Origin of the sequence: Bradyrhizobium sp. BRP22 (assembly GCF_020194175.1) — a bacterium.
Taxonomy (GTDB): domain Bacteria; phylum Pseudomonadota; class Alphaproteobacteria; order Rhizobiales; family Xanthobacteraceae; genus Bradyrhizobium.
Window position 1 is genome coordinate 75,980 of record NZ_JADYVX010000022.1, and the last position, 18,269, is coordinate 94,248.

21 protein-coding genes are annotated in these 18,269 nt (G+C 63.4%); 14 read left to right on the plus strand and 7 right to left on the minus strand.

All coding sequences use genetic code 11. From position 1 onward, the window contains the following. Nucleotides 1-188: 188 nt before the first annotated feature. Nucleotides 189-611: a protoporphyrinogen oxidase HemJ gene (hemJ, locus tag I6F35_RS24870; protein WP_225120290.1), complete on the minus strand. Its 423-nt coding sequence runs from the start codon at nt 609-611 to the stop codon at nt 189-191. Nucleotides 612-1,059: 448 nt separating this feature from the next. On the opposite strand from hemJ, the gene I6F35_RS24875 reads away from it, so the two are divergent. Genes I6F35_RS24875 through dnaQ form a run of 4 tightly spaced genes read left to right on the plus strand, consistent with a single transcriptional unit; the run spans nt 1,060 to nt 3,885 of the window. Continuing rightward, complete coding sequence (locus tag I6F35_RS24875) at nt 1,060-1,899, plus strand: pyruvate, water dikinase regulatory protein (protein WP_225120291.1); 840 nt, start codon at nt 1,060-1,062, stop codon at nt 1,897-1,899. A 10-nt stretch (nt 1,900-1,909) separates the two neighbouring features. Then, nucleotides 1,910-2,518, plus strand: coding sequence for a Maf family nucleotide pyrophosphatase (locus tag I6F35_RS24880; protein WP_225120351.1), 609 nt, complete (start codon nt 1,910-1,912; stop codon nt 2,516-2,518). Nucleotides 2,519-2,543: 25 nt separating this feature from the next. Then, complete coding sequence (coaE, locus tag I6F35_RS24885) at nt 2,544-3,143, plus strand: dephospho-CoA kinase (RefSeq protein ID WP_225120292.1); 600 nt, start codon at nt 2,544-2,546, stop codon at nt 3,141-3,143. Between the two features lie 31 nt (nt 3,144-3,174). Next, nucleotides 3,175-3,885 carry a DNA polymerase III subunit epsilon gene (dnaQ, locus tag I6F35_RS24890; protein ID WP_225120293.1) on the plus strand — a complete coding sequence of 237 codons (711 nt, stop codon included), beginning with the start codon at nt 3,175-3,177 and terminating at the stop codon, nt 3,883-3,885. A 3-nt stretch (nt 3,886-3,888) separates the two neighbouring features. Here the strand turns inward: dnaQ and secB are convergent, their stop codons facing one another. Beyond that, nucleotides 3,889-4,383 (minus strand): protein-export chaperone SecB, encoded by a 495-nt coding sequence (gene secB / locus I6F35_RS24895; RefSeq protein ID WP_225120294.1) that lies wholly within the window; start codon nt 4,381-4,383, stop codon nt 3,889-3,891. A gap of 417 nt (nt 4,384-4,800) precedes the next feature. Between secB and I6F35_RS24900 the strand changes: the two genes are divergently transcribed. The 3 genes from I6F35_RS24900 to I6F35_RS24910 all read left to right on the plus strand — a co-directional run bounded on the left by I6F35_RS24900 (nt 4,801) and on the right by I6F35_RS24910 (nt 7,593). After that, nucleotides 4,801-5,499 (plus strand): Tim44/TimA family putative adaptor protein, encoded by a 699-nt coding sequence (locus tag I6F35_RS24900; RefSeq protein WP_225120295.1) that lies wholly within the window; start codon nt 4,801-4,803, stop codon nt 5,497-5,499. A 205-nt stretch (nt 5,500-5,704) separates the two neighbouring features. Continuing rightward, nucleotides 5,705-7,009 carry an MltA domain-containing protein gene (locus I6F35_RS24905; protein WP_225120352.1) on the plus strand — a complete coding sequence of 435 codons (1,305 nt, stop codon included), beginning with the start codon at nt 5,705-5,707 and terminating at the stop codon, nt 7,007-7,009. Next, nucleotides 7,006-7,593, plus strand: a complete 588-nt coding sequence (locus tag I6F35_RS24910; protein ID WP_225120296.1) for a Smr/MutS family protein — start codon at nt 7,006-7,008, stop codon at nt 7,591-7,593. The genes I6F35_RS24905 and I6F35_RS24910 overlap by 4 nt, the downstream gene beginning before the upstream one ends. A 94-nt stretch (nt 7,594-7,687) precedes the next feature. Here I6F35_RS24910 and hslU read toward each other — a convergent pair whose 3' ends face one another. From hslU to hslV, 3 genes are all read right to left on the minus strand, one after another. Beyond that, nucleotides 7,688-8,989 carry an ATP-dependent protease ATPase subunit HslU gene (gene hslU, locus I6F35_RS24915; RefSeq protein WP_225120297.1) on the minus strand — a complete coding sequence of 434 codons (1,302 nt, stop codon included), beginning with the start codon at nt 8,987-8,989 and terminating at the stop codon, nt 7,688-7,690. 89 nt (nt 8,990-9,078) lie between these two features. After that, nucleotides 9,079-9,564: a GNAT family N-acetyltransferase gene (locus I6F35_RS24920; protein ID WP_225120298.1), complete on the minus strand. Its 486-nt coding sequence runs from the start codon at nt 9,562-9,564 to the stop codon at nt 9,079-9,081. 3 nt (nt 9,565-9,567) lie between these two features. Further along, a complete protein-coding gene (hslV, locus tag I6F35_RS24925; RefSeq protein WP_225120299.1) occupies nt 9,568-10,125 on the minus strand; it encodes an ATP-dependent protease subunit HslV in 558 nt (185 codons plus the stop codon). Between the two features lie 242 nt (nt 10,126-10,367). Here hslV and hisB point away from each other — a divergent pair, with 242 nt between their 5' ends. The 7 genes from hisB to coaA all read left to right on the plus strand — a co-directional run bounded on the left by hisB (nt 10,368) and on the right by coaA (nt 15,116). Next, complete coding sequence (gene hisB / locus I6F35_RS24930; protein WP_225120300.1) at nt 10,368-10,961, plus strand: imidazoleglycerol-phosphate dehydratase HisB; 594 nt, start codon at nt 10,368-10,370, stop codon at nt 10,959-10,961. An 83-nt stretch (nt 10,962-11,044) separates the two neighbouring features. Further along, on the plus strand, nt 11,045-11,575 hold the full coding sequence (locus tag I6F35_RS24935) for a DUF2628 domain-containing protein (protein ID WP_225120301.1): 531 nt from the start codon (nt 11,045-11,047) through the stop codon (nt 11,573-11,575). Beyond that, nucleotides 11,572-12,222 (plus strand): imidazole glycerol phosphate synthase subunit HisH, encoded by a 651-nt coding sequence (hisH, locus tag I6F35_RS24940; RefSeq protein ID WP_225120302.1) that lies wholly within the window; start codon nt 11,572-11,574, stop codon nt 12,220-12,222. The genes I6F35_RS24935 and hisH overlap by 4 nt, the downstream gene beginning before the upstream one ends. Further along, nucleotides 12,219-12,950, plus strand: coding sequence for a 1-(5-phosphoribosyl)-5-[(5-phosphoribosylamino)methylideneamino]imidazole-4-carboxamide isomerase (hisA, locus tag I6F35_RS24945; RefSeq protein ID WP_225120303.1), 732 nt, complete (start codon nt 12,219-12,221; stop codon nt 12,948-12,950). Before hisH ends, hisA begins: the two co-directional genes overlap by 4 nt. Nucleotides 12,951-12,958: 8 nt before the next feature. Continuing rightward, a complete protein-coding gene (hisF, locus tag I6F35_RS24950; protein WP_225120304.1) occupies nt 12,959-13,735 on the plus strand; it encodes an imidazole glycerol phosphate synthase subunit HisF in 777 nt (258 codons plus the stop codon). A 91-nt stretch (nt 13,736-13,826) separates the two neighbouring features. Beyond that, nucleotides 13,827-14,150, plus strand: coding sequence for a phosphoribosyl-ATP diphosphatase (locus I6F35_RS24955; RefSeq protein ID WP_225120305.1), 324 nt, complete (start codon nt 13,827-13,829; stop codon nt 14,148-14,150). Nucleotides 14,151-14,159: 9 nt separating this feature from the next. Then, entirely contained in the window at nt 14,160-15,116 is a 957-nt protein-coding gene (gene coaA / locus I6F35_RS24960) for a type I pantothenate kinase (protein WP_225120306.1), read from the plus strand. Between the two features lie 132 nt (nt 15,117-15,248). Here the strand turns inward: coaA and I6F35_RS24965 are convergent, their stop codons facing one another. After that, nucleotides 15,249-17,486: a response regulator gene (locus I6F35_RS24965; RefSeq protein WP_225120307.1), complete on the minus strand. Its 2,238-nt coding sequence runs from the start codon at nt 17,484-17,486 to the stop codon at nt 15,249-15,251. Between the two features lie 275 nt (nt 17,487-17,761). Beyond that, complete coding sequence (locus I6F35_RS24970; protein ID WP_225120308.1) at nt 17,762-18,229, minus strand: hypothetical protein; 468 nt, start codon at nt 18,227-18,229, stop codon at nt 17,762-17,764. Nucleotides 18,230-18,269: the final 40 nt, after the last annotated feature.

Here is an 18,269-nt window from a genome sequence, read left to right on the forward strand (position 1 = left end):
ATGAAGGTCCGCAGGTCTAAGCAAGGAAAGCGCCGGTGGGGCTTCAAACCTGATGTGGCGGCCGGCCCGTTGATGGAACCGGAACGCGATCACATCCGCCTGCGTGGGGTGGGATTGAGACAAATATAGAAAATCGCTTTGCGCTCCGCAAGAAGGACTGAAGCCTGATTCGTGGGCAAACGGCTTGCCTAGAACGGCTTGACCACCACCAGGATCACGATCGCGATCATCAGGACCGTCGGTACCTCATTGATAATCCGATAAAATCTTTGGCTCCGGGTATTCCGGTCGGCGGCGAAATCCTTCATCCAGCGGGCAAAAAAGCCGTGGACACCGGAGAGCACGAGCACCAGCAGCAGCTTGCCGTGCAGCCAGCCGGAGCTGAACCAGTGACCGGCCCAGGCCAGGTACAGGCCGGCGAGCCAGGTGATGATCATCGCCGGATTGATGATCGCCCTCAAAAGGCGCCGTTCCATCACCTTGAAGGTCTCGGACTGCGTCGAACCCTTCTCGGCCGCGCAATGATAGACGAACAGCCGCGGCAGATAGAGCATGCCGGCCATCCAGGAGATGACCGCAATGATGTGCAGCGCCTTGATCCACTCGTACATCGTGATTGCTGAGCTCCTCGGAACATCTCGGGCAGCATCACCGTTCTCAGGGAGGGCCAGCCAGCGAGGTCACGGATACATATCCGCAAGCTCCGCTCTCTTAAAACCAATTAATTTTAGAATCTTAGGTTTGAGTCTAGGTGGCCGTGGATTTGACTCATGCAATGCGATCCCGCCGTTCTCGAGCGCTTGTTCACACCGCTCAACAATTCCGCCTCTGCCGTCGCTCAGCGAAATATCGTCCAGCGCCTCAAGCGTTTGCCGGATTCTTTGGCCAGCTTATCAAGAGACAAGTTCACATATTCTCACTATCATGCCAGCAACGCGGCGGACTTGTCCTCGCAAGAGGCGCTGTGAAGAAAAGGTTTAGATATCCCTAAGGCGGCGATCTCGCGCCGATAGTTGTAGGCAACCTCCACAGGGATTCACAGGATAGGCAGAGGTTCTGGTGCCCACATCAGGCAATTACTTTCACCTGCATCTGGTGTCGGACTCAACCGGCGAGACGCTGATCACAGTGGCGCGCGCGGTGGCCGCGCAATACGCCAATGTCTCGCCGGTCGAACACGTCTATCCGCTGGTGCGCAGCCAGAAGCAGCTCGACCGCGTGCTCGATGAAATCGAGGAGTCGCCCGGGATCGTGTTGTTCACGCTGCTCGAGAAGGATCTCGTCAGCCGGCTGGAAGCGAAGTGCAGGGAGATCAACGTTCCGAGCCTGTCGATCATCGGCCCGGTGATGCAACTGTTCGAGGCGTATCTGGGTGCGGCTACCTCTGGCCGGGTCGGCGCGCAGCACGTGCTGAACGCGGAATATTTCAAGCGCATCGACGCGCTGAACTACACCATGATGCATGACGACGGCCAGCATGTCGAAGGCCTGGAGGAGGCCGATGTCGTCCTGGTCGGCGTGTCCCGCACTTCGAAGACGCCGACCTCGATCTATCTCGCCAACCGCGGCATCCGCACCGCGAATGTGCCGCTGGTGCCCGGCATTCCGCTGCCGCATCAACTGGAGCACCTCAAGAAGCCGCTGGTGGTCAGCCTTCATGCGACGCCGGAGCGCCTGATCCAGGTCCGGCAGAACAGGCTCTTGAGCATGGGCGCCGCTTCCGGCAATGACGAATATATCGACAAGCAGGCGGTCGCCGACGAAGTTGCGTTCGCGCGCCGTCTGAGCGCAAAATTCAATTGGGCGCTGCTGGACGTCACGCGCCGCTCGATCGAAGAGACCGCGGCAGCGGTGATGAAGCTCTATAACGACCGCCAGCGGCAGCGACCGCTGGAGTGATTCGGTGGCGATGACGATCTGGCGCGGAAAAGATCCACTGGTTCTTGCTTCACAAAGCAGCGCGCGAAAGATGCTGCTGGCCAATGCGGGGCTTGCGTTCGAGGCGCTGCCGGCGGACATCGACGAACGGGCGATCCAGGAACATTCGGGCCTTTCGGCGCCGGCGGAAATCGCTTCACGGCTGGCACGCGAGAAGGCCCTGTTTGTTTCCGCGCAACGGCCGCGACGATTCGTCATCGGCGCCGACCAGACACTGGCGCTTCACGACAGGCTGTTCAGCAAGCCTACAAGCCGCGACCAGGCGGCTCGACAATTGCGTGCGCTCGCAGGCCGTGTTCACGAACTGCATTCCGCCGTCGCCGTTGCCCGTGACGGCAAGATCCTGTTTGCCGACACCAGCGTGGCACGCATGTCCATGCGTCCGCTCAGTGAGGACGAGATCGACGCCTATCTCGACCAGGCTGGCGAGGCCGTGACCACCAGCGTCGGCGCCTATCAGCTCGAGGGCCTCGGCGCACATCTGTTCGAGCGCATCGACGGCGACCATTTCACCATCCTCGGCCTGCCGCTATTGTCCCTGCTCGCTTTCCTGCGTAGCGAGAATTTGCTGGCAATCTGACACCTTTCCAAGCGATGACTGAAAGATGCTGATCCTGGGACTGACCGGCTCGATCGGGATGGGGAAATCCACCACCGCGAAACTGTTCGCGGAAGCCGGTGTTCCCGTCTATGACGCTGACGCGACCGTGCACAAACTCTACGAAGGCGAAGCGGCGGCCGCGATCGAAGCCGCCTTCCCCGGCACCACCGCCAATGGCAAGGTGGATCGCGCCAAGCTTTCCGCACGCGTGGTCCACGACCCCGCCGCCATGAAACAGTTGGAGCAGATCGTTCATCCGATGCTCGGTGCTTCCCGGAAGAAATTCTTCGAAGACGCGGAAGCCTCCGGCGCGCCTGTCGTGGTCGTCGACGTGCCCCTGTTGTTCGAGACGGGCGGCGAGAAACGTGTCGATGCGGTGGTCGTCGTGACCACCTCGCCGGAAATCCAGCGCGAGCGGGTGCTGGCACGCGGGACCATGGACGACGAAAAGCTCGATGCCATCCTGGCGCGCCAATTGCCCGACGCCGAGAAACGCAAGCGGGCGGATTTCGTGGTGGATACCTCACATGGCCTTGATCCGGTGCGCGCGCAAATCAAGGACATTCTGGCTGAGGTGGTTAAGATGCCGAAGCGGCGAATCTGATTCGCCTGGTACTTTCCGGTCCTAGAAATCCATGCGCGAAATCGTTCTCGATACCGAAACCACCGGCCTTGATCCCCTGCGCGGCGATCGGCTGGTCGAGATCGGCTGCATCGAGATCTTCAACCGCATGCCGACGGGGCAGACCTACCACGTCTACATCAATCCTGAGCGGGACATGCCGGCGGAGGCCTTTGCCGTTCACGGCCTCTCGACCGAATTTCTGGCCGGCAAGCCGCTGTTTTCAGAAGTGGTCGACGAATTCCTGGCATTCATCGCCGATGCGCCACTGGTGATCCACAACGCCTCGTTCGACATCAGCTTCATCAATGCCGAGCTCGAGCGGATCAAGCGGCCTGTGATCATCAAGGATCGGCTGGTCGACACCCTGCTGCTGGCACGCCGGAAGCATCCCGGCGTCTCGAACCGGCTCGACGATCTCTGCTCGCGCTATTCGATCGATAATTCCCGCCGCACCAAGCACGGCGCGTTGCTCGATGCCGAGCTCCTGGCGGAGGTCTATATCGACCTGATCGGGGCGAGGCAGTCGCAGCTCGTCCTGGCCTCGGAAGTCACGATCGCCCAGGTCGGCCAGGGCGATATGCCGCGGCGGCAGCGTGAGATTCCGCTGGCGCCGCGGGTGACCGACACAGAACGCGAAGCGCATCGCGCCTTCATCGCCACGCTCGGCGACAAGCCGATCTGGAACGATTATCTACCGGCGATGGCAGAAGCTGCAGAGTAGGATTTAGCTCGGTTTCGCACCGGACGCCTGGGTAGCCTGTGCTGCCGCCTGCCGTTCCATGTTCTGGCGATACAGGCCAACGAAGTCGACGGGATCCAGCATCAAGGGCGGGAAGCCGCCGTCGCGCACGGCGGTGGCGATGATCTCGCGCGCGAACGGGAACAACAGCCGCGGGCACTCGATCATCACCAGCGGATGCAGGTTTTCCTGCGGCACGTTCACGATCCGGAACACGCCAGCATATTGCAGGTCGAAGCTGAACATCACCTTGCCGGCAGTCTCGGCCTTGCCGTCGACCGAAAGCGTCACCTCATATTCGCTCTCGGAGAGGTTTTTGGCCGAAACATTGATCTGAATGTTGATCGCCGGTTGCTGCTGCTGTGGCCCAAGGGAGGTCGGCGCGTTCGGGTTCTCGAACGACAGGTCCTTGGTGTATTGCGCCAGCACGTTGAGCTGGGGCGGGGCCTGCTCGGGGGGTGCGCCGTTGCCGTTGGTCATGGGAAGCTCTCCTGAGCACTGGCGATCGGAGACGGTCTGACGTCCGAGGCCGCAGTTAAGGTTTTGGAAATGCTGGTGCCGGGCGAGTGGCTATCATAGCCCCACACTGCTCCACAAGGCGACAGTCCTTCATTGGCCAAACCTTCGCCGGTTTGCTGCCGAGATCGGCCATCGCGGTCGAAAGGCCGCAGCATTTGATACGTAAATGTTTGAAGATGCGTGATTTCCGGGCATCATCGGATTTCCCCTCGCGGCCAAAACGCGCTAGAATGACCGCGCCAAAACGCGCCATTGGCCGAGCGGAGTTTCGTGCCTACATGCTGCGGACTGAATTGGCGAGGTAATCTCCGCCGTTCCCAGAGCGGAACGCCCGCCGGGGCGGACCGTTGCCAGTGCAGATCAGAAAGCGAACACGACGTGGATATCTACACCATCATCTTCCTGGCGCTGGCCGTCTTCATTTTTCTGCGCCTGCGCAGTGTCCTCGGACAGCGCACCGGCAGCGAGCGGCCACCCTATGACCGCGCGGCCCCAAACGTGCTGCAGCGGGACAATAATGTCGTCCCGATGCCGGGGTCGGTGATCGATCAGCCGCCTCCGCTGCCGAGCAAGGAGGTGACGCCGCCTTCCGACCGCTGGAAGGGGATCGCCGAACCGGGCACCGCGCTGGCGCAGGGGCTGGACGCCATTGTCGCCCAGGACTCCTCGTTCGATCCGCGCCATTTCATCTCGGGTGCGCGCAGCGCCTATGAGATGATCGTGCTGGCCTTTGCCAATGGCGACCGCCGCGCGCTGCGCGATCTCTTGTCGAGCGAGGTCTATGAGAGCTTCGATGCCGCGATCAAGGATCGCGAGAAGCACGAGCAGAAGACCGAGACCCGCTTCGTCTCGATCGACAAGGCCGAGGTCGTCGGCGCCGAAGCGCGCGATCGCTCGGCGCAGGTCACGGTCCGCTTCGTGTCGCAGATGATCTCCGTCACCCGCGACAAGGCCGGCACCATCGTCGACGGCAACCCGGACAAGGTCGCCGATATCACCGATATCTGGACATTCGCCCGCGATACGGCGTCGCGCGATCCGAACTGGAAACTGGTTGGCACTGGAAGCGCCCACTGACCGGCTTCGCCTTGCGCGTCTCACGTCCGCGTGCTGCGCAATCGCCCTCCTATGCTCGACGGCCACGCTAGAGGCGCGGCCAAGGTCGCCAGCGAAGGCGACCAGGCATTCGGCGGTCCAGCATCACCGCCACCTGCCCTATCCGCGTCTGGAGTTTCCGCTGCAGATCAGCGGCAGCCAGTATGAGCCGCTGGCCTGGACCGACATGCCGGGCTGGCGCGATGACGATCACCTTGCGGCCTACAACGCCTTTCGCGCGAGCTGCCGGCCGATCGCCGCGCAGCACGGGCTGCCGTCGGAATCGAAGGCGCTCGGCACCTCGCTGCGCGATCCCTGCCGCATCGCCAAGGGCCTGGAACTTACCGATGAGGGCAAGGCGAAAGCGTTCTTCGAGGAGCATTTCCTTCCCTTGCGCATTTCGCGGCTCGGAGAGGGCGAGGGTTTCGTCACCGGCTATTACGAGCCCGTGCTCGATGGGTCGCGGACCCAGACCGACATCTACAACGTGCCGGTCTACCGCCGGCCGTCGAACCTGTTCGTCCGCGGCGCCAAGCCGAACTCGGCTGGCCTGCCGAACAAGGGCCAAGTGTTCCGCAAGATCGGCCGCCGCAAGCTCGTGCCTTATTATGACCGTGCCGAGATCGAGGACGGCGTGATCGCCGGCCGCGGCCTGGAAATCTGCTGGCTCAAGGACCAGACCGATCTCTTGTTCGCGCAGATCCAGGGCTCGGCGCGGGTGCGCCTCGCGGACGGCTCGACAGTGCGCATCAACTATGATGCCCACAACGGCTATCCCTATACGCCGGTCGGCCGCATCCTGATCGACCGCGGCATCATCCCGAAAGAGCAGATGTCGATGCAGAAGATCAGGGACTGGATGGCCCAGAACCCTGACGGCGCCAAGGAATTGCGGCGGCAGAACCGCTCCTATGTGTTCTTCCGCGAGGTGCAGCTCTCGGACAAGGACGAAGCGGTCGGCGCGCAGGGCGTGCCGTTGACACCGGGCCGCTCGATCGCAGTCGACAAGGCGCTGCATGTCTATGGCACGCCGTTCTTCATCGAAGGCGAATTGCCGATCGAGTCGGAGCAATCAAGGACACCGTTCCGCCGCCTGATGATCGCGCAGGATACCGGCTCGGCGATCGTCGGCCCGGCGCGCGCCGACCTCTATTTCGGCGCCGGGGCCGATGCCGGAAGGGTTTCCGGTCGGCTGCGGCACAATATGCGCTTCGTGATGCTGGTGCCGAGGAGCCTCGATCCCGTTGCGCGCGGGCGCAGGATGCCGGTGCCGGATGAGCGGCCGTCGGAAAAGATCGCAAAACTGTTTCCGCAAGTGGATCCGCAAAAAGAGAACAGCGCGGCGAAGCCCGTGGATGCTTCCGCTGCACCGGCTGCGCAAAATGCACCCGTCGCAAAACCGGTGCCGCTGCCGGAGCCGCGACGCGGCATCAAGGCGGAGAATGAAACGCGGCGCCATCGGCACTACCGCCATCACCGCACCTACAGATGAAGCGTCCCGTTCCGATTGCAGATCCGGCGCCGCCGCGGCGAAGGCGCGCGCTCAGCGAAGAGGAGCGCGCGTTGTGGGAAAGCGTCGCAAAGCAGGTCAAGCCGCTCCGCAAACGCCATCCCGTTGCCAAGGCGCACGCCGCGCCTGAAGCGGAGACCAAGGCCGCTGCCAGACCGGCTGTGTCGGCGAAGCCGATTCCAGTGAAATCCGCGCCCGCGCCGCGGCCGCAGACGCCGCCACCGCTGGCGCCGATCGGCCGCCGCGAGCGCGCGCAATTATCGCGCGGCAAAAAAGAGATCGATGCCCGGCTCGACCTGCACGGCATGACGCAGACGCGCGCCCATCGCGTGCTGTTTGCGTTCCTGCAGCGTGCCCACCATGACGGGATGACGTTCGTGCTCGTCATCACCGGCAAGGGCAAAGCCGGCAGCGCTGATTCCGAGCGCGGCGTGCTGCGGCGACAGGTGCCGCAATGGCTGAGCCTGCCGGAGTTCCGCGCGCTCGTCGTCGGTTTCGAGGAAGCCCATGTTGGCCATGGCGGCGAGGGCGCGCTTTATGTGCGCGTGCGGCGGGCGCGGATTTAGTCGTCGTCATTGCGAGGAGCGAAGCGACGAAGCAATCCATCCCTCCACACCTGGAGACATGGATTGCTTCGCTTCGCTCGCAATGACGATTACCTCACAAAATAAATCGGCTCAGATCGGCATTCTTCGCGAGGTCGCCGACATGCTTGCGCACATAGTCGGCGTCGACCGTGATGGTGTCGCCGTGGCGATCGGGCGCGGTGAAGGAGATTTCGTCCAGCACCCGCTCCATCACCGTCTGTAGCCGCCGCGCGCCGATATTCTCGACGGTGGAATTGACGGCAACGGCAATGTCGGCGAGCTCGTCAATAGCGGCGTCCGTGATCTCGAGCTTCACACCTTCGGTTTGCATCAGCGCGACATATTGCTTGATCAGCGATGCTTCGGGCTCGGTCAGGATGCGGCGCATGTCGTCGCGCGTCAGCGCCTGCAGTTCGACCCGGATCGGCAGGCGGCCCTGCAGCTCCGGCAACAGGTCGGAGGGTTTTGCGATATGGAATGCGCCGGAGGCGATGAACAGGATGTGATCGGTCTTCACCGGGCCGTGCTTGGTCGTAACAGTGGTGCCCTCGATCAGCGGCAGCAGGTCGCGCTGCACGCCTTCGCGCGAGACGTCGCCGCCGGCGCGATTCTCGCGCACGCAGATCTTGTCGATCTCGTCTAAGAACACGATGCCGTTGTTCTCGACCGCGTTGATCGCCTCCTGCACCAGCTGGTCGGTATCGAGCAGCTTGTCGGATTCCTCATTGACGAGGATTTCGTGCGAGCCCGCCACCGTCAGGCGCCGGGTCTTGGTGCGGCCACCCATCTTGCCGAAGATGTCGCCGATCGAAATGGCGCCCATCTGCGCACCGGGCATGCCGGGGATTTCGAACATCGGGAAGCCGCCGGAGGACTGTGTCTCGATCTCGATCTCCTTGTCGTTCAATTCGCCGGCACGCAATTTCTTGCGGAAGGATTCCCGCGTCGCCGGGCTCGAGGCCGGCCCGACCAGGGCATCCAGCACGCGTTCTTCGGCGGCAAGCTGCGCGCGCGCCTGCACGTCCTTCCGTTTGCGCTCGCGGATCAGTGCAATCGCGACCTCGACGAGATCGCGCACGATCTGCTCGACATCGCGGCCGACATAGCCAACCTCGGTGAACTTGGTGGCTTCGACCTTGAGGAATGGCGCGCCGGCAAGCTTTGCCAATCGCCGCGCGATTTCCGTCTTTCCGACGCCCGTCGGCCCGATCATCAGGATATTCTTCGGCAGCACTTCCTCGCGCAGGGAACCGGAAAGCTGCAGCCGCCGCCAGCGGTTGCGCAAGGCGATCGAGACCGCGCGCTTGGCGTCGGTCTGGCCGACGATGAAACGGTCGAGTTCGGAAACGATTTCGCGGGGGGAGAAGTCGGTCATGTCACCTAGCTAGGGGTTCGGGGCTGCGAGAGCAAGCTGAGGTTGGATTGCCGGCGGGCCGGAAATGATGTCGAGTTCGTAACCTGCGCTCATGCGTCACAGACCATCAACAGAGCGCGCCCGTCGGGCGTATCGATCATGCGGACTTTCCCAAATCCCGCTTTCTCATAGGCGCGCACGGCCCGGGCATTGTTCGGATCGGGATCGGTGACGATGCGCGGCGCGCCCTGCTCCAACCGGTCGACGACGAACCGCCGGATCAGCGCCGAGCCGTGTCCGCGTCCGATCATGTCGGACTCGCCGATGAAAAGATCGATGCCGCGTGTGCCTTCGGGATGTGTTCCGAAGCCTTGATTCCAAGCCGTCAGCTCGTAACACTGGATGTAGCCGAAATCGCTGCCATCGGCGGAGACGATGAACTGATCCATCGCCGGCTCGTCGAGATCGCCACTCACCAGCGCATATTGCTCTGACGGATCGCCCCACCATTCCCGGACATGCGGCATCGCCAGCCAGCGCTTGATGAGCCCAAGATCGGACGTCGTCATTTCCCGGAAGGTGTAAGCGGCCGCCACGCTTCAGCCGCCAAGCGCTTCAATTGTGACGTTGCGGTTGGTGTAGACGCAGATGTCGGCGGCAATATCGAGCGAGCGGCGCACGATCGCCTCGGCGTCCTTGTCGCTGTCGATCAGGGCGCGGGCCGCGGCCAGCGCATAATTGCCGCCCGAGCCGATCGCCATCACGCCGGCCTCCGGCTCCAGCACGTCGCCGGTTCCGGTGAGGACGAGGGAAACGTCCCTGTCGGCGACGATCATCATCGCCTCCAGCCGCCGCAGGTAGCGGTCGGTGCGCCAGTCCTTGGCCAGCTCCACGGCCGCCCGGGTCAATTGTCCCGGATATTGCTCGAGCTTGCTTTCCAGCCGCTCGAACAGAGTGAAGGCGTCGGCGGTGGCGCCGGCAAAGCCGCCGATCACGTCGCCCTTGCCGATCCTGCGCACTTTCTTGGCATTGGCCTTGATCACCGTCTGGCCGATCGAGACCTGCCCGTCGCCGCCGATCACCACCTTGCCGCCCTTGCGGACGGTTACGATCGTGGTGCCGTGCCATACGGTCGGCTCGTTTGGGGATGCTTGCATGGGGTACCTCTTCGTCCGAGCAGATTTAGGCCGTCGGCCAGTGGCTTACAATCGGGGGAACAGAGCGTTTTCGAGCGAAGTGGGCACCGGTTCGCGTGAAGAAAACGCGTCAAAACAAGATCGGCAGCCTTTTCGGTCACCATGGCCGCAACTTGGCCGCTTTTGGCGTCATCCCGCAGTAGCGAAGGGGTCATCAGCCTGTTAAAAGACGCCCGTTTTCGGCACGGGAAAGCTCAATTTTCATGCGCAAGGCGACGATCAAGCGCAAGACCAAGGAAACCGACATCGAGGTGGCGGTAAACCTCGACGGGTCTGGTGTGTCCCAGGTTTCGACCGGGATCGGCTTCTTCGACCATATGCTCGACCTGTTGGCGCGGCATTCGCGCATCGACATCACGGTCAAGGCCGAGGGCGACCTGCATGTCGACCACCACCACACCACCGAAGACGTCGGGATCGCGCTTGGACAGGCTGTGAAACAGGCGCTCGGCAACATGGCCGGCATTACCCGCTATGCCGCGATCCACATGCCGATGGACGAGACGCTGTCACGCGTGGTGATCGATATTTCGGGCCGCCCGGTGCTGGTGTTCAAGGTCGCTTTCCCCCGCGACAAGATCGGCGAGTTCGACACCGAGCTGGTGCGCGAATGGTTCAATGCCTTCGCGATGAATGCCGGCGTGACTTTGCACGTCGAGACCCTATATGGCGAGAACAGCCATCATATCGCCGAATCCTGTTTCAAGGGTCTTGCGAGAGCGCTTCGCGCGGCTGTCGCGATCGATCCGCAGGCCGCGGGCGAAGTGCCCTCCACCAAGGGCCAGCTCGGCGGCTGATCTCCCGGGGCGATCCGGAAAGGTCGGTACCGCGTTTCCGAACGGATCGTGTCCAAACAAAGAAGTTCGCGGCGGAGAGTCTGATGCCGGTCTACACAGTGCATGCCCCGGTGGGGAACAATGTCGATCTTGCGGCGACCGACAAGTTCACCTTCGTGCGTGACGGCTTTCATTTCTGGGCAGCGGTCGCGAGCGTGATCTGGCTGGCCTGGCATCGGCTGTGGCTGGCACTGATCGGCTGGGTTGTGCTGGTCGCGGCGATTGATTACGGCCTGGTAGCGCTCGGCATTGGCCGCGGCACGATCCTGGCCGTGAATGTCGTACTGGCGCTGCTTTTGGGATTCGAGGCGGCGAGCCTGAAGCGCTGGACATTGTCGCGCGGCCGGTGGCGCCAGCTCGACATCGTCGTGGCCGATGACGAGGAATCGGCCGAGCGCCGCTTTTTCGATCGCTGGGCAGCAACGCATCGGGGCCTCGTCAACGACCAACGGTCGGTTGATCGCGGCGGTCCGCCGCCGAACCGGAACATTCCGGGCCAGCCGTTCTCCAAGCCGCCACCGCTGCCGCAGGGCGGCATTATCGGATTATTTCCAGAGCCCGGAGGATCGCGATGACGGTTGCCATCATCGATTACGGCTCCGGCAATCTGCACTCCGCGGCAAAAGCATTCGAGCGCGCCGCGCGCAGCATGGAAGATCCGCAGAAGATCATGGTGACGCGCGATCCTGACGCGGTGTTCCGCGCCGACCGCATCGTGCTGCCCGGCGTCGGCGCCTTTGCCGATTGCCGCAGAGGCGTTGATGCGCTCGACGGCATGCTCGAGGCTTTGACGGAAGCGGTGCGGGTCAAGGCGCGGCCGTTCTTCGGCATCTGCGTCGGCATGCAATTGATGGCGACGCGCGGCAAGGAGCACGTGACGACCGACGGCTTCAACTGGGTCGAAGGCGACGTCGAAAAGATCCAGCCGCGCGAGGAGAACCTCAAGATCCCGCATATGGGCTGGAATACGCTCGAGGTGCTTCGCGAGCATCCCGTGCTGGAGCGCCTGCCGCTCGGGCCGGGCGGCCGCCACGCCTATTTCGTGCACTCCTACCACCTCAATGCAGCCAATGAGCAGGACGTGCTGGCGCGCGCCGATTACGGCGGGCCAGTCACGGCCGTCGTCGCCAAGGACACTGCGGTCGGCACGCAATTTCACCCCGAGAAGAGCCAGCGTTTCGGCCTGGCGCTGATCTCGAATTTCCTGAAGTGGAAGCCGTGATCCTCTTTCCTGCCATTGACCTGAAGAACGGGCAGTGCGTGCGCCTGGAGCAGGGCGACATGGCGCGCGCCACCGTGTTCAATCTCGATCCCGTGGCGCAGGCGCGTGCCTTTGCGTCGCAGGGTTTCGAATATTTGCACGTCGTCGATCTCGACGGCGCCTTCGCCGGCCAGCCGATGAATGCGCAGGCTGTCGAAGCGATGCTGAAGGCAGTCACGGTGCCGGTGCAGCTTGGCGGCGGCATCCGCGATCTCAGGACGGTGGAAGCCTGGCTGGAGAAGGGCGTCGCGCGCGTCATCATCGGCACCGCGGCGGTGCGTGACCCTGAGCTCGTCAAGGGCGCTGCGAAAAAATATCCCGGCCGCGTCGCCGTCGGCCTCGATGCCCGTGACGGCAAGGTCGCGGTGCAGGGCTGGGCCGAGACGTCGGAGGTGACGGCGCTCGAGATCGCGCTGCGGTTCGAGGACGCCGGCGTCGCCGCGATCATCTTCACCGACATCGCCCGCGACGGCCTTTTGAAGGGCCTCAACCTCGATGCCACGATCGCCCTCGCCGAGAGCATCTCGATTCCCGTGATCGCCTCCGGCGGGTTTGCTTCGATCGACGATGTCAAGGCGTTGCTAGAGCCGCGCGCCAAAAAGCTCGCCGGAGCCATCGTCGGCCGCGCCCTTTATGACGGTCGGCTTGATCCCGACGCGGCGCTGAAGCTGATCCGGGCCGCTGCTTAGGAGACGATATGTTCAAGGTCCGCGTCATTCCCTGCCTCGACGTCAAGGACGGCCGCGTGGTCAAGGGCGTCAATTTCGTCGACCTGCGCGACGCCGGCGATCCGGTGGAAGCGGCGATCGCCTATGACGCCGCCGGCGCCGACGAACTCTGTTTCCTCGACATCACCGCCACCCATGAGAACCGCGGCATCATGCTGGACGTGGTGCGGCGGACCGCCGAAGCCTGCTTCATGCCGCTCACCGTCGGCGGCGGCGTCCGCACCGTCGACGACATCCGAACGCTCCTGCGCTCCGGTGCCGACAAAGTGTCGATCAATTCCGCCGCGGTCAGCCGTCGTGAATTCGTGAAAGAGGGCGCCGAGAAGTTCGGCGAGCAGTGCATCGTGGTCGCGATCGACGCCAAGCGCGTCAAGCGGGCCGGCGGCTCCGACCGCTGGGAAATCTTCACCCATGGCGGACGCAAGCCCACCGGCATCGACGCCATCGAATATGCCCAGGAGGTGGTCTCGCTCGGCGCCGGCGAGATCCTGCTGACGTCGATGGACAGGGATGGCACAAGGCAGGGCTTTGACCTGGAGCTGACGCAGGCGATCGCCGATAGTGTCCCAGTACCGGTCATCGCGTCCGGCGGGGTCGGCAACCTCGATCATCTCGTCGACGGCATCCGCAAGGGTCACGCCACCGCGGTCCTGGCGGCGTCGATATTCCATTTCGGCGAATTTACCATCCGCCAGGCCAAGGAGCACATGGTGCGCGCCGGCTTGCCGATGCGTCTTGATCCCTAGGGAGCGATCCTGGTCTAGGACTCCCTGTCACAAAAATGCTAAGTCCCTTCCGGGGGGTGTTGCCGGCTCCGGCCGGTCTGGGTGGTTGAGTATGTCGCGTTTCACGGTCCACGATCTGGCCGCCATCATCGATGCCCGCGCGGCGTCGCGGGGAGAGGCGTCCTATACGAAGAAGCTGCTCGACAAGGGCGCCGAGCATTGTGCCAAGAAGCTCGGCGAGGAAGCAGTCGAGACCGTGATTGCCGCGATCGAGAACAATCGCGATCATCTCATCGCCGAAAGTGCCGATCTGGTGTTTCACCTGCTGGTGCTGTTGAAGGCCCGCGGTGTGAAGCTCGAGGATGTCGAGGCGGCGCTGGCGCAGCGCACGTCGATGTCCGGATTGGAAGAGAAAGCGGCGCGCAAACGCGATTAGGGCACGGCCATGGATATTCAGGCACCCGACCAGCAATATAATCCGTATCGGATCTTCTCGCGCGAGCAATGGGCGAAGCTGCGCGACGATACGCCAATGACGCTGGAGCCCGGCGAATTCGAGCGGCTGCGCTCGATGCACGATCGGCTCGACATCCACGAAGTCGAGGACATCTATCTGCCGCTGTCGCGGCTCCTCTCGATCTATGTCGACTCCACGCAGCGGCTGTACTACGCGCAGCGCCAGTTCCTCGGCATCCAGGACCGCAAGATGCCCTATATCATCGGCGTCGCGGGCTCGGTCGCGGTCGGCAAGTCCACCACCGCCCGCGTGCTGCAGGCGCTGCTCGCGCGCTGGTCGCCGCGGCCCAAGGTCGACCTCGTCACCACCGACGGCTTCCTCTATCCCAATGCCGTGCTCGAGCGTTTGGGAATGATGCAGAAGAAGGGCTTTCCGGAAAGCTACGACCAGGCGCTGCTGCTGTCGTTCCTGAGCGACATCAAGGCCGGACGGCGTCCGGTGCGCGCGCCGGTTTATTCGCACCTGACCTACGACATCGTTCCGAACCAGTTCATCGAGATCGATCGTCCCGACATTCTGATCGTCGAGGGCGTCAATGTGCTGCAGACCAGCCGCTTGCCCCGCGACGGCAAGGCCGTACCGGTGGTTTCCGACTTCTTCGATTTCTCTGTTTACATCGATGCCGATGAGCCGGTGTTGCGCGAATGGTACGTCAGGCGCTTCCTTGCGTTGCGCGACACTGCGTTCCACGATCCCCGATCCTATTTCCACCGCTACGCGGTTCTGTCGGACGAAGAAGCGACGGCCACCGCGATCGCGATCTGGGAGCGTACCAACCGCGCCAATCTCGAGGACAACATCCTGCCCACGCGTCCGCGTGCCACTCTGATCCTGAAGAAGGGCGCCGACCACGTGGTGGAGACGGTCGCGCTGCGGCGGTTATAGCCCACCCTCGTCATTCCGGGCGATGCGAAAGCATCGAGCCCGGAATCCATTTCTCCACCTGGGTATGCGGTCCGATGGATTCCGGGCTCCCGCTTTGCGCGCCCCGGAATGACGGCGGCGACAGTGTGGCCGCTACGCCGCCAGATGCCGTGATGCCGCCAATTCTTTCAGCGCCTGTTCCAGCTTCTCGCGATCGAGTGGCTTGATCAGAAAGCCGTCCATGCCGGCTTCGAAGCACGCGGAGCGATCTTCCGCCAGGGTGTTGGCGGTCAGCGCGAGGATCGGCGTCGGTCGGCCGGACTGGCCGGCTTCCGATTGCCGGATACGTCTGGTGGTTTCGATGCCGTTGAGCTGCGGCATCTGGACGTCCATCAGCACGAGATCATATGGCGCCCCTGTCGATTTCGCCGACCTCCAGGATTCCAGCGCCTCTTCGCCATTGGTGGTGATCACCACCTGATGGCCGAGGCGCGTCAGCAGCGAGCGCATCAAGAGCGCGTTGATCTCATTGTCCTCGGCGACCAGGATCGACAGCCCCTTGTCAGACAGCGAAGCCGAACCCGCCTCCACCGGCTCGACCATGGGCTCTGCCACGACGCTCGGAGAAGCGATCTCGGGCGGGGCGGTGAGGCGGGCGGCGAGCGAGACCGCGCGCAGCGGCTTGACCAGATAGCCAGTGAAGGACGAGTCGGCGGATGGCTGCAGTTCCTGCCGGGTCGCCGGCGTGAACATCACGATCCGCTGCGTGGCATGCAGCCGCGCCGCCGCGCCGAGGTGCTTGATGTCGGCCGCTCCCAACGCATGGTCGATCAGCACGGCGTGCCATGAACGCTCGGGCAGCAAGGCCTCGGCCACCATGGCATCCGATACCATGCAGGTCTGCGCGCCCCAGCGCTGCAGCCGGCGCGAGATCAGGGAAGCCTCGATGCCCTGCGGCGCGACCAGCATGATCGACCGGCCTGCAAGGTCAGGCGGGCTGAACGCCGGCGGCCCGTCGCCGTCGGAAGCGGCGAGCGGGATCGACAGTTCGAAGGTCGAGCCAGCGCCAGGCGAGCTTGCAAGTGCGATGCGGCCGCCCATGCGCTTGATGATGCGATCGCTGATGCTCAGCCCAAGCCCGGTGCCGCCATAGCTGCGCGCAATGCCTTCATCGGCTTGCTCGAACTCGCGGAAGATGCGCTGCTGCGCCTCGGGCGCAATGCCGATGCCGGTGTCACGGACCAGGAAGCTGATTTCATTCGGCCGGATGCCGGGTTCGACAATCAGGGCGACGCCGCCGGTCGCGGTGAACTTGATCGCGTTGCCGGCAAGGTTGAGCAGCACCTGACGCAACCGCGCCGCGTCTCCGACGACGTCCATCGGCAATCGCTCATCGATATAGGCGGCGATCTCGATTCCCTTTGCTTCCGCGCGTGGCGCCAGTAATTCGGTAATGTCCTCGATCAGTTTCGAGAGCGCGAATGGCCGCGACTCGAGATCGATCTTGCCGGCTTCGATCTTGGAATAGTCCAGCAGTTCCTCGATCAGCGACAACAATGCGTCGCCGGAGGTCTTTACCGCCTTGGCGTAGGTCATCTGCTCCGGCGTCAGCGGCGTATCCATCAGGAGGCCGCTCATGCCGATGATGCCGTTGAGCGGGGTGCGGATCTCGTGGCTAGCCATTGCGAGGAAGCGCGACTTGGCGCGATTGGCTGCATCGGCCTGGTCGCGCGCCTCGGCGAGCGCGCGCTCGCTCTCGGTGCGATCGGTGACGTCGCGACCGACGCTTTGCATCTCCGCGGGCCGTCCTGCTTCGGTGCGGACGAGGCCCTCGCGCCAGGCGATCCAGCGCGGCCCGGAGCGGCCCGCAATCTTCTGGTCGTAGACGCGGGTGCCGCTTGGCTCCAGCACCGTGTCGCCCTGTTCCAGCACCTCGAATGAGAAATGGCTGCGGATCAGTTCCTCGCGCGGCTTTCCCGCGAGGTCGCAATAGGCATCGTTGACGAAGGTGATCATGCCATCGGCATCGCGCAGGACGATCAGATCGCTTTGCGATTCGAACAGGCTGCGTGCGCGTTGCTCGGCTTCCTGCAGTTCCCAGTTGCGGTCGGCGAGCGCTTCGTTGTGCTCGGCGATCATGCGCAGCCTTCCGCGCATCAGCCGCAGCCGGACACTGAGCACGACCAGCGCCACGGAGGTGAGCGCGAACAGCAGGCTGACAGCCACGGCAATGGCGCGCGGGTCACGGTCCGAGACGGCGCCAACGAGGAATGCATAACCGCCGCCGAACGCCGCGGCGAAGACGATGACGGCGCGGAGGATGAAGATGATCCAGGGGTGACGCCGCCCGAACCGAAGCAGGCGGAGCTTCAGCCGATAGGTCCAGTTCATCGCCGATCCCCTGATCACCTGCCTGAAGGCTGACGGCTTGCATATTGGGTCGACGATGCACCGGCGCTCTTGCAAAGTGCTTGAGACGGCGTCGGGCCCGGGTCCGCGATGCGAACAGGGTTGATAAAGGGTTAATGGTCTCGACTGTTTGCCCTAGAGCATTTTCGGTTCTGATTGAATCAGAACTCTAGATTCTTGTTTTGACGCGTTTTCTTCACGCGAGCCGGTATCCACCCTCGGATCAAGTCCGAGGGCATGCTTCGCTCGAAAACGCTCTACAGCGAAGCCGCCTGCAGCCGGCGGTGCCCGCCATGCGCGCCGACGATCAGGGCTGCGGCGTCGCGCACCGAGAAGCTCTTCGAATGAACGAAGATCCGGTAATCGGCCGGGCCGTCCTGCGAAAGATAGATCACGGGATCGGTTGTGGTGGGGCTGGCCGAGATCGCCACCAGTTGCGGCACGCCGCTGCTCTCGCAGACGCCGGGCTCGGCATCGTCGACATCATCGACGACGGTGAAATCGGCGGCGTCCGCGCTGTTGGAGATCTGGACCCGCACGGTGGCGGAAGCCGGGTCGTCGGTGAAGCTGACGTGGAGCTGGGCCAGCCAGGGGATCGACGCGATCTGGACGGTGGCGCCACCGGCTTCGATGCAGGGGCGCGGACCGGGCAGCAATTCACCGCGGGCAACAAGCGCGAACACGGCCAGCGGCACGACCGAGGCCAGGATCTTCAAACGCAACATGACACCACTCACTCAACCAAAGCCGGCCACGACAGCGCAG

Coding starts and splice junctions, on each gene's coding strand:
- hemJ (WP_225120290.1), bottom strand. CDS start 611: ATGTACGAGTGGATCAAGGCGCTGCACATCATTGCGGTCATCTCCTGG.
- I6F35_RS24880 (WP_225120351.1), top strand. CDS start 1,910: ATGACGATCTGGCGCGGAAAAGATCCACTGGTTCTTGCTTCACAAAGC.
- coaE (WP_225120292.1), top strand. CDS start 2,544: ATGCTGATCCTGGGACTGACCGGCTCGATCGGGATGGGGAAATCCACC.
- dnaQ (WP_225120293.1), top strand. CDS start 3,175: ATGCGCGAAATCGTTCTCGATACCGAAACCACCGGCCTTGATCCCCTG.
- secB (WP_225120294.1), bottom strand. CDS start 4,383: ATGACCAACGGCAACGGCGCACCCCCCGAGCAGGCCCCGCCCCAGCTC.
- I6F35_RS24905 (WP_225120352.1), top strand. CDS start 5,705: ATGCCGGGCTGGCGCGATGACGATCACCTTGCGGCCTACAACGCCTTT.
- I6F35_RS24910 (WP_225120296.1), top strand. CDS start 7,006: ATGAAGCGTCCCGTTCCGATTGCAGATCCGGCGCCGCCGCGGCGAAGG.
- hslU (WP_225120297.1), bottom strand. CDS start 8,989: ATGACCGACTTCTCCCCCCGCGAAATCGTTTCCGAACTCGACCGTTTC.
- hslV (WP_225120299.1), bottom strand. CDS start 10,125: ATGCAAGCATCCCCAAACGAGCCGACCGTATGGCACGGCACCACGATC.
- hisB (WP_225120300.1), top strand. CDS start 10,368: ATGCGCAAGGCGACGATCAAGCGCAAGACCAAGGAAACCGACATCGAG.
- I6F35_RS24935 (WP_225120301.1), top strand. CDS start 11,045: ATGCCGGTCTACACAGTGCATGCCCCGGTGGGGAACAATGTCGATCTT.
- hisH (WP_225120302.1), top strand. CDS start 11,572: ATGACGGTTGCCATCATCGATTACGGCTCCGGCAATCTGCACTCCGCG.
- hisF (WP_225120304.1), top strand. CDS start 12,959: ATGTTCAAGGTCCGCGTCATTCCCTGCCTCGACGTCAAGGACGGCCGC.
- I6F35_RS24955 (WP_225120305.1), top strand. CDS start 13,827: ATGTCGCGTTTCACGGTCCACGATCTGGCCGCCATCATCGATGCCCGC.
- coaA (WP_225120306.1), top strand. CDS start 14,160: ATGGATATTCAGGCACCCGACCAGCAATATAATCCGTATCGGATCTTC.
- I6F35_RS24965 (WP_225120307.1), bottom strand. CDS start 17,486: ATGAACTGGACCTATCGGCTGAAGCTCCGCCTGCTTCGGTTCGGGCGG.
- I6F35_RS24970 (WP_225120308.1), bottom strand. CDS start 18,229: ATGTTGCGTTTGAAGATCCTGGCCTCGGTCGTGCCGCTGGCCGTGTTC.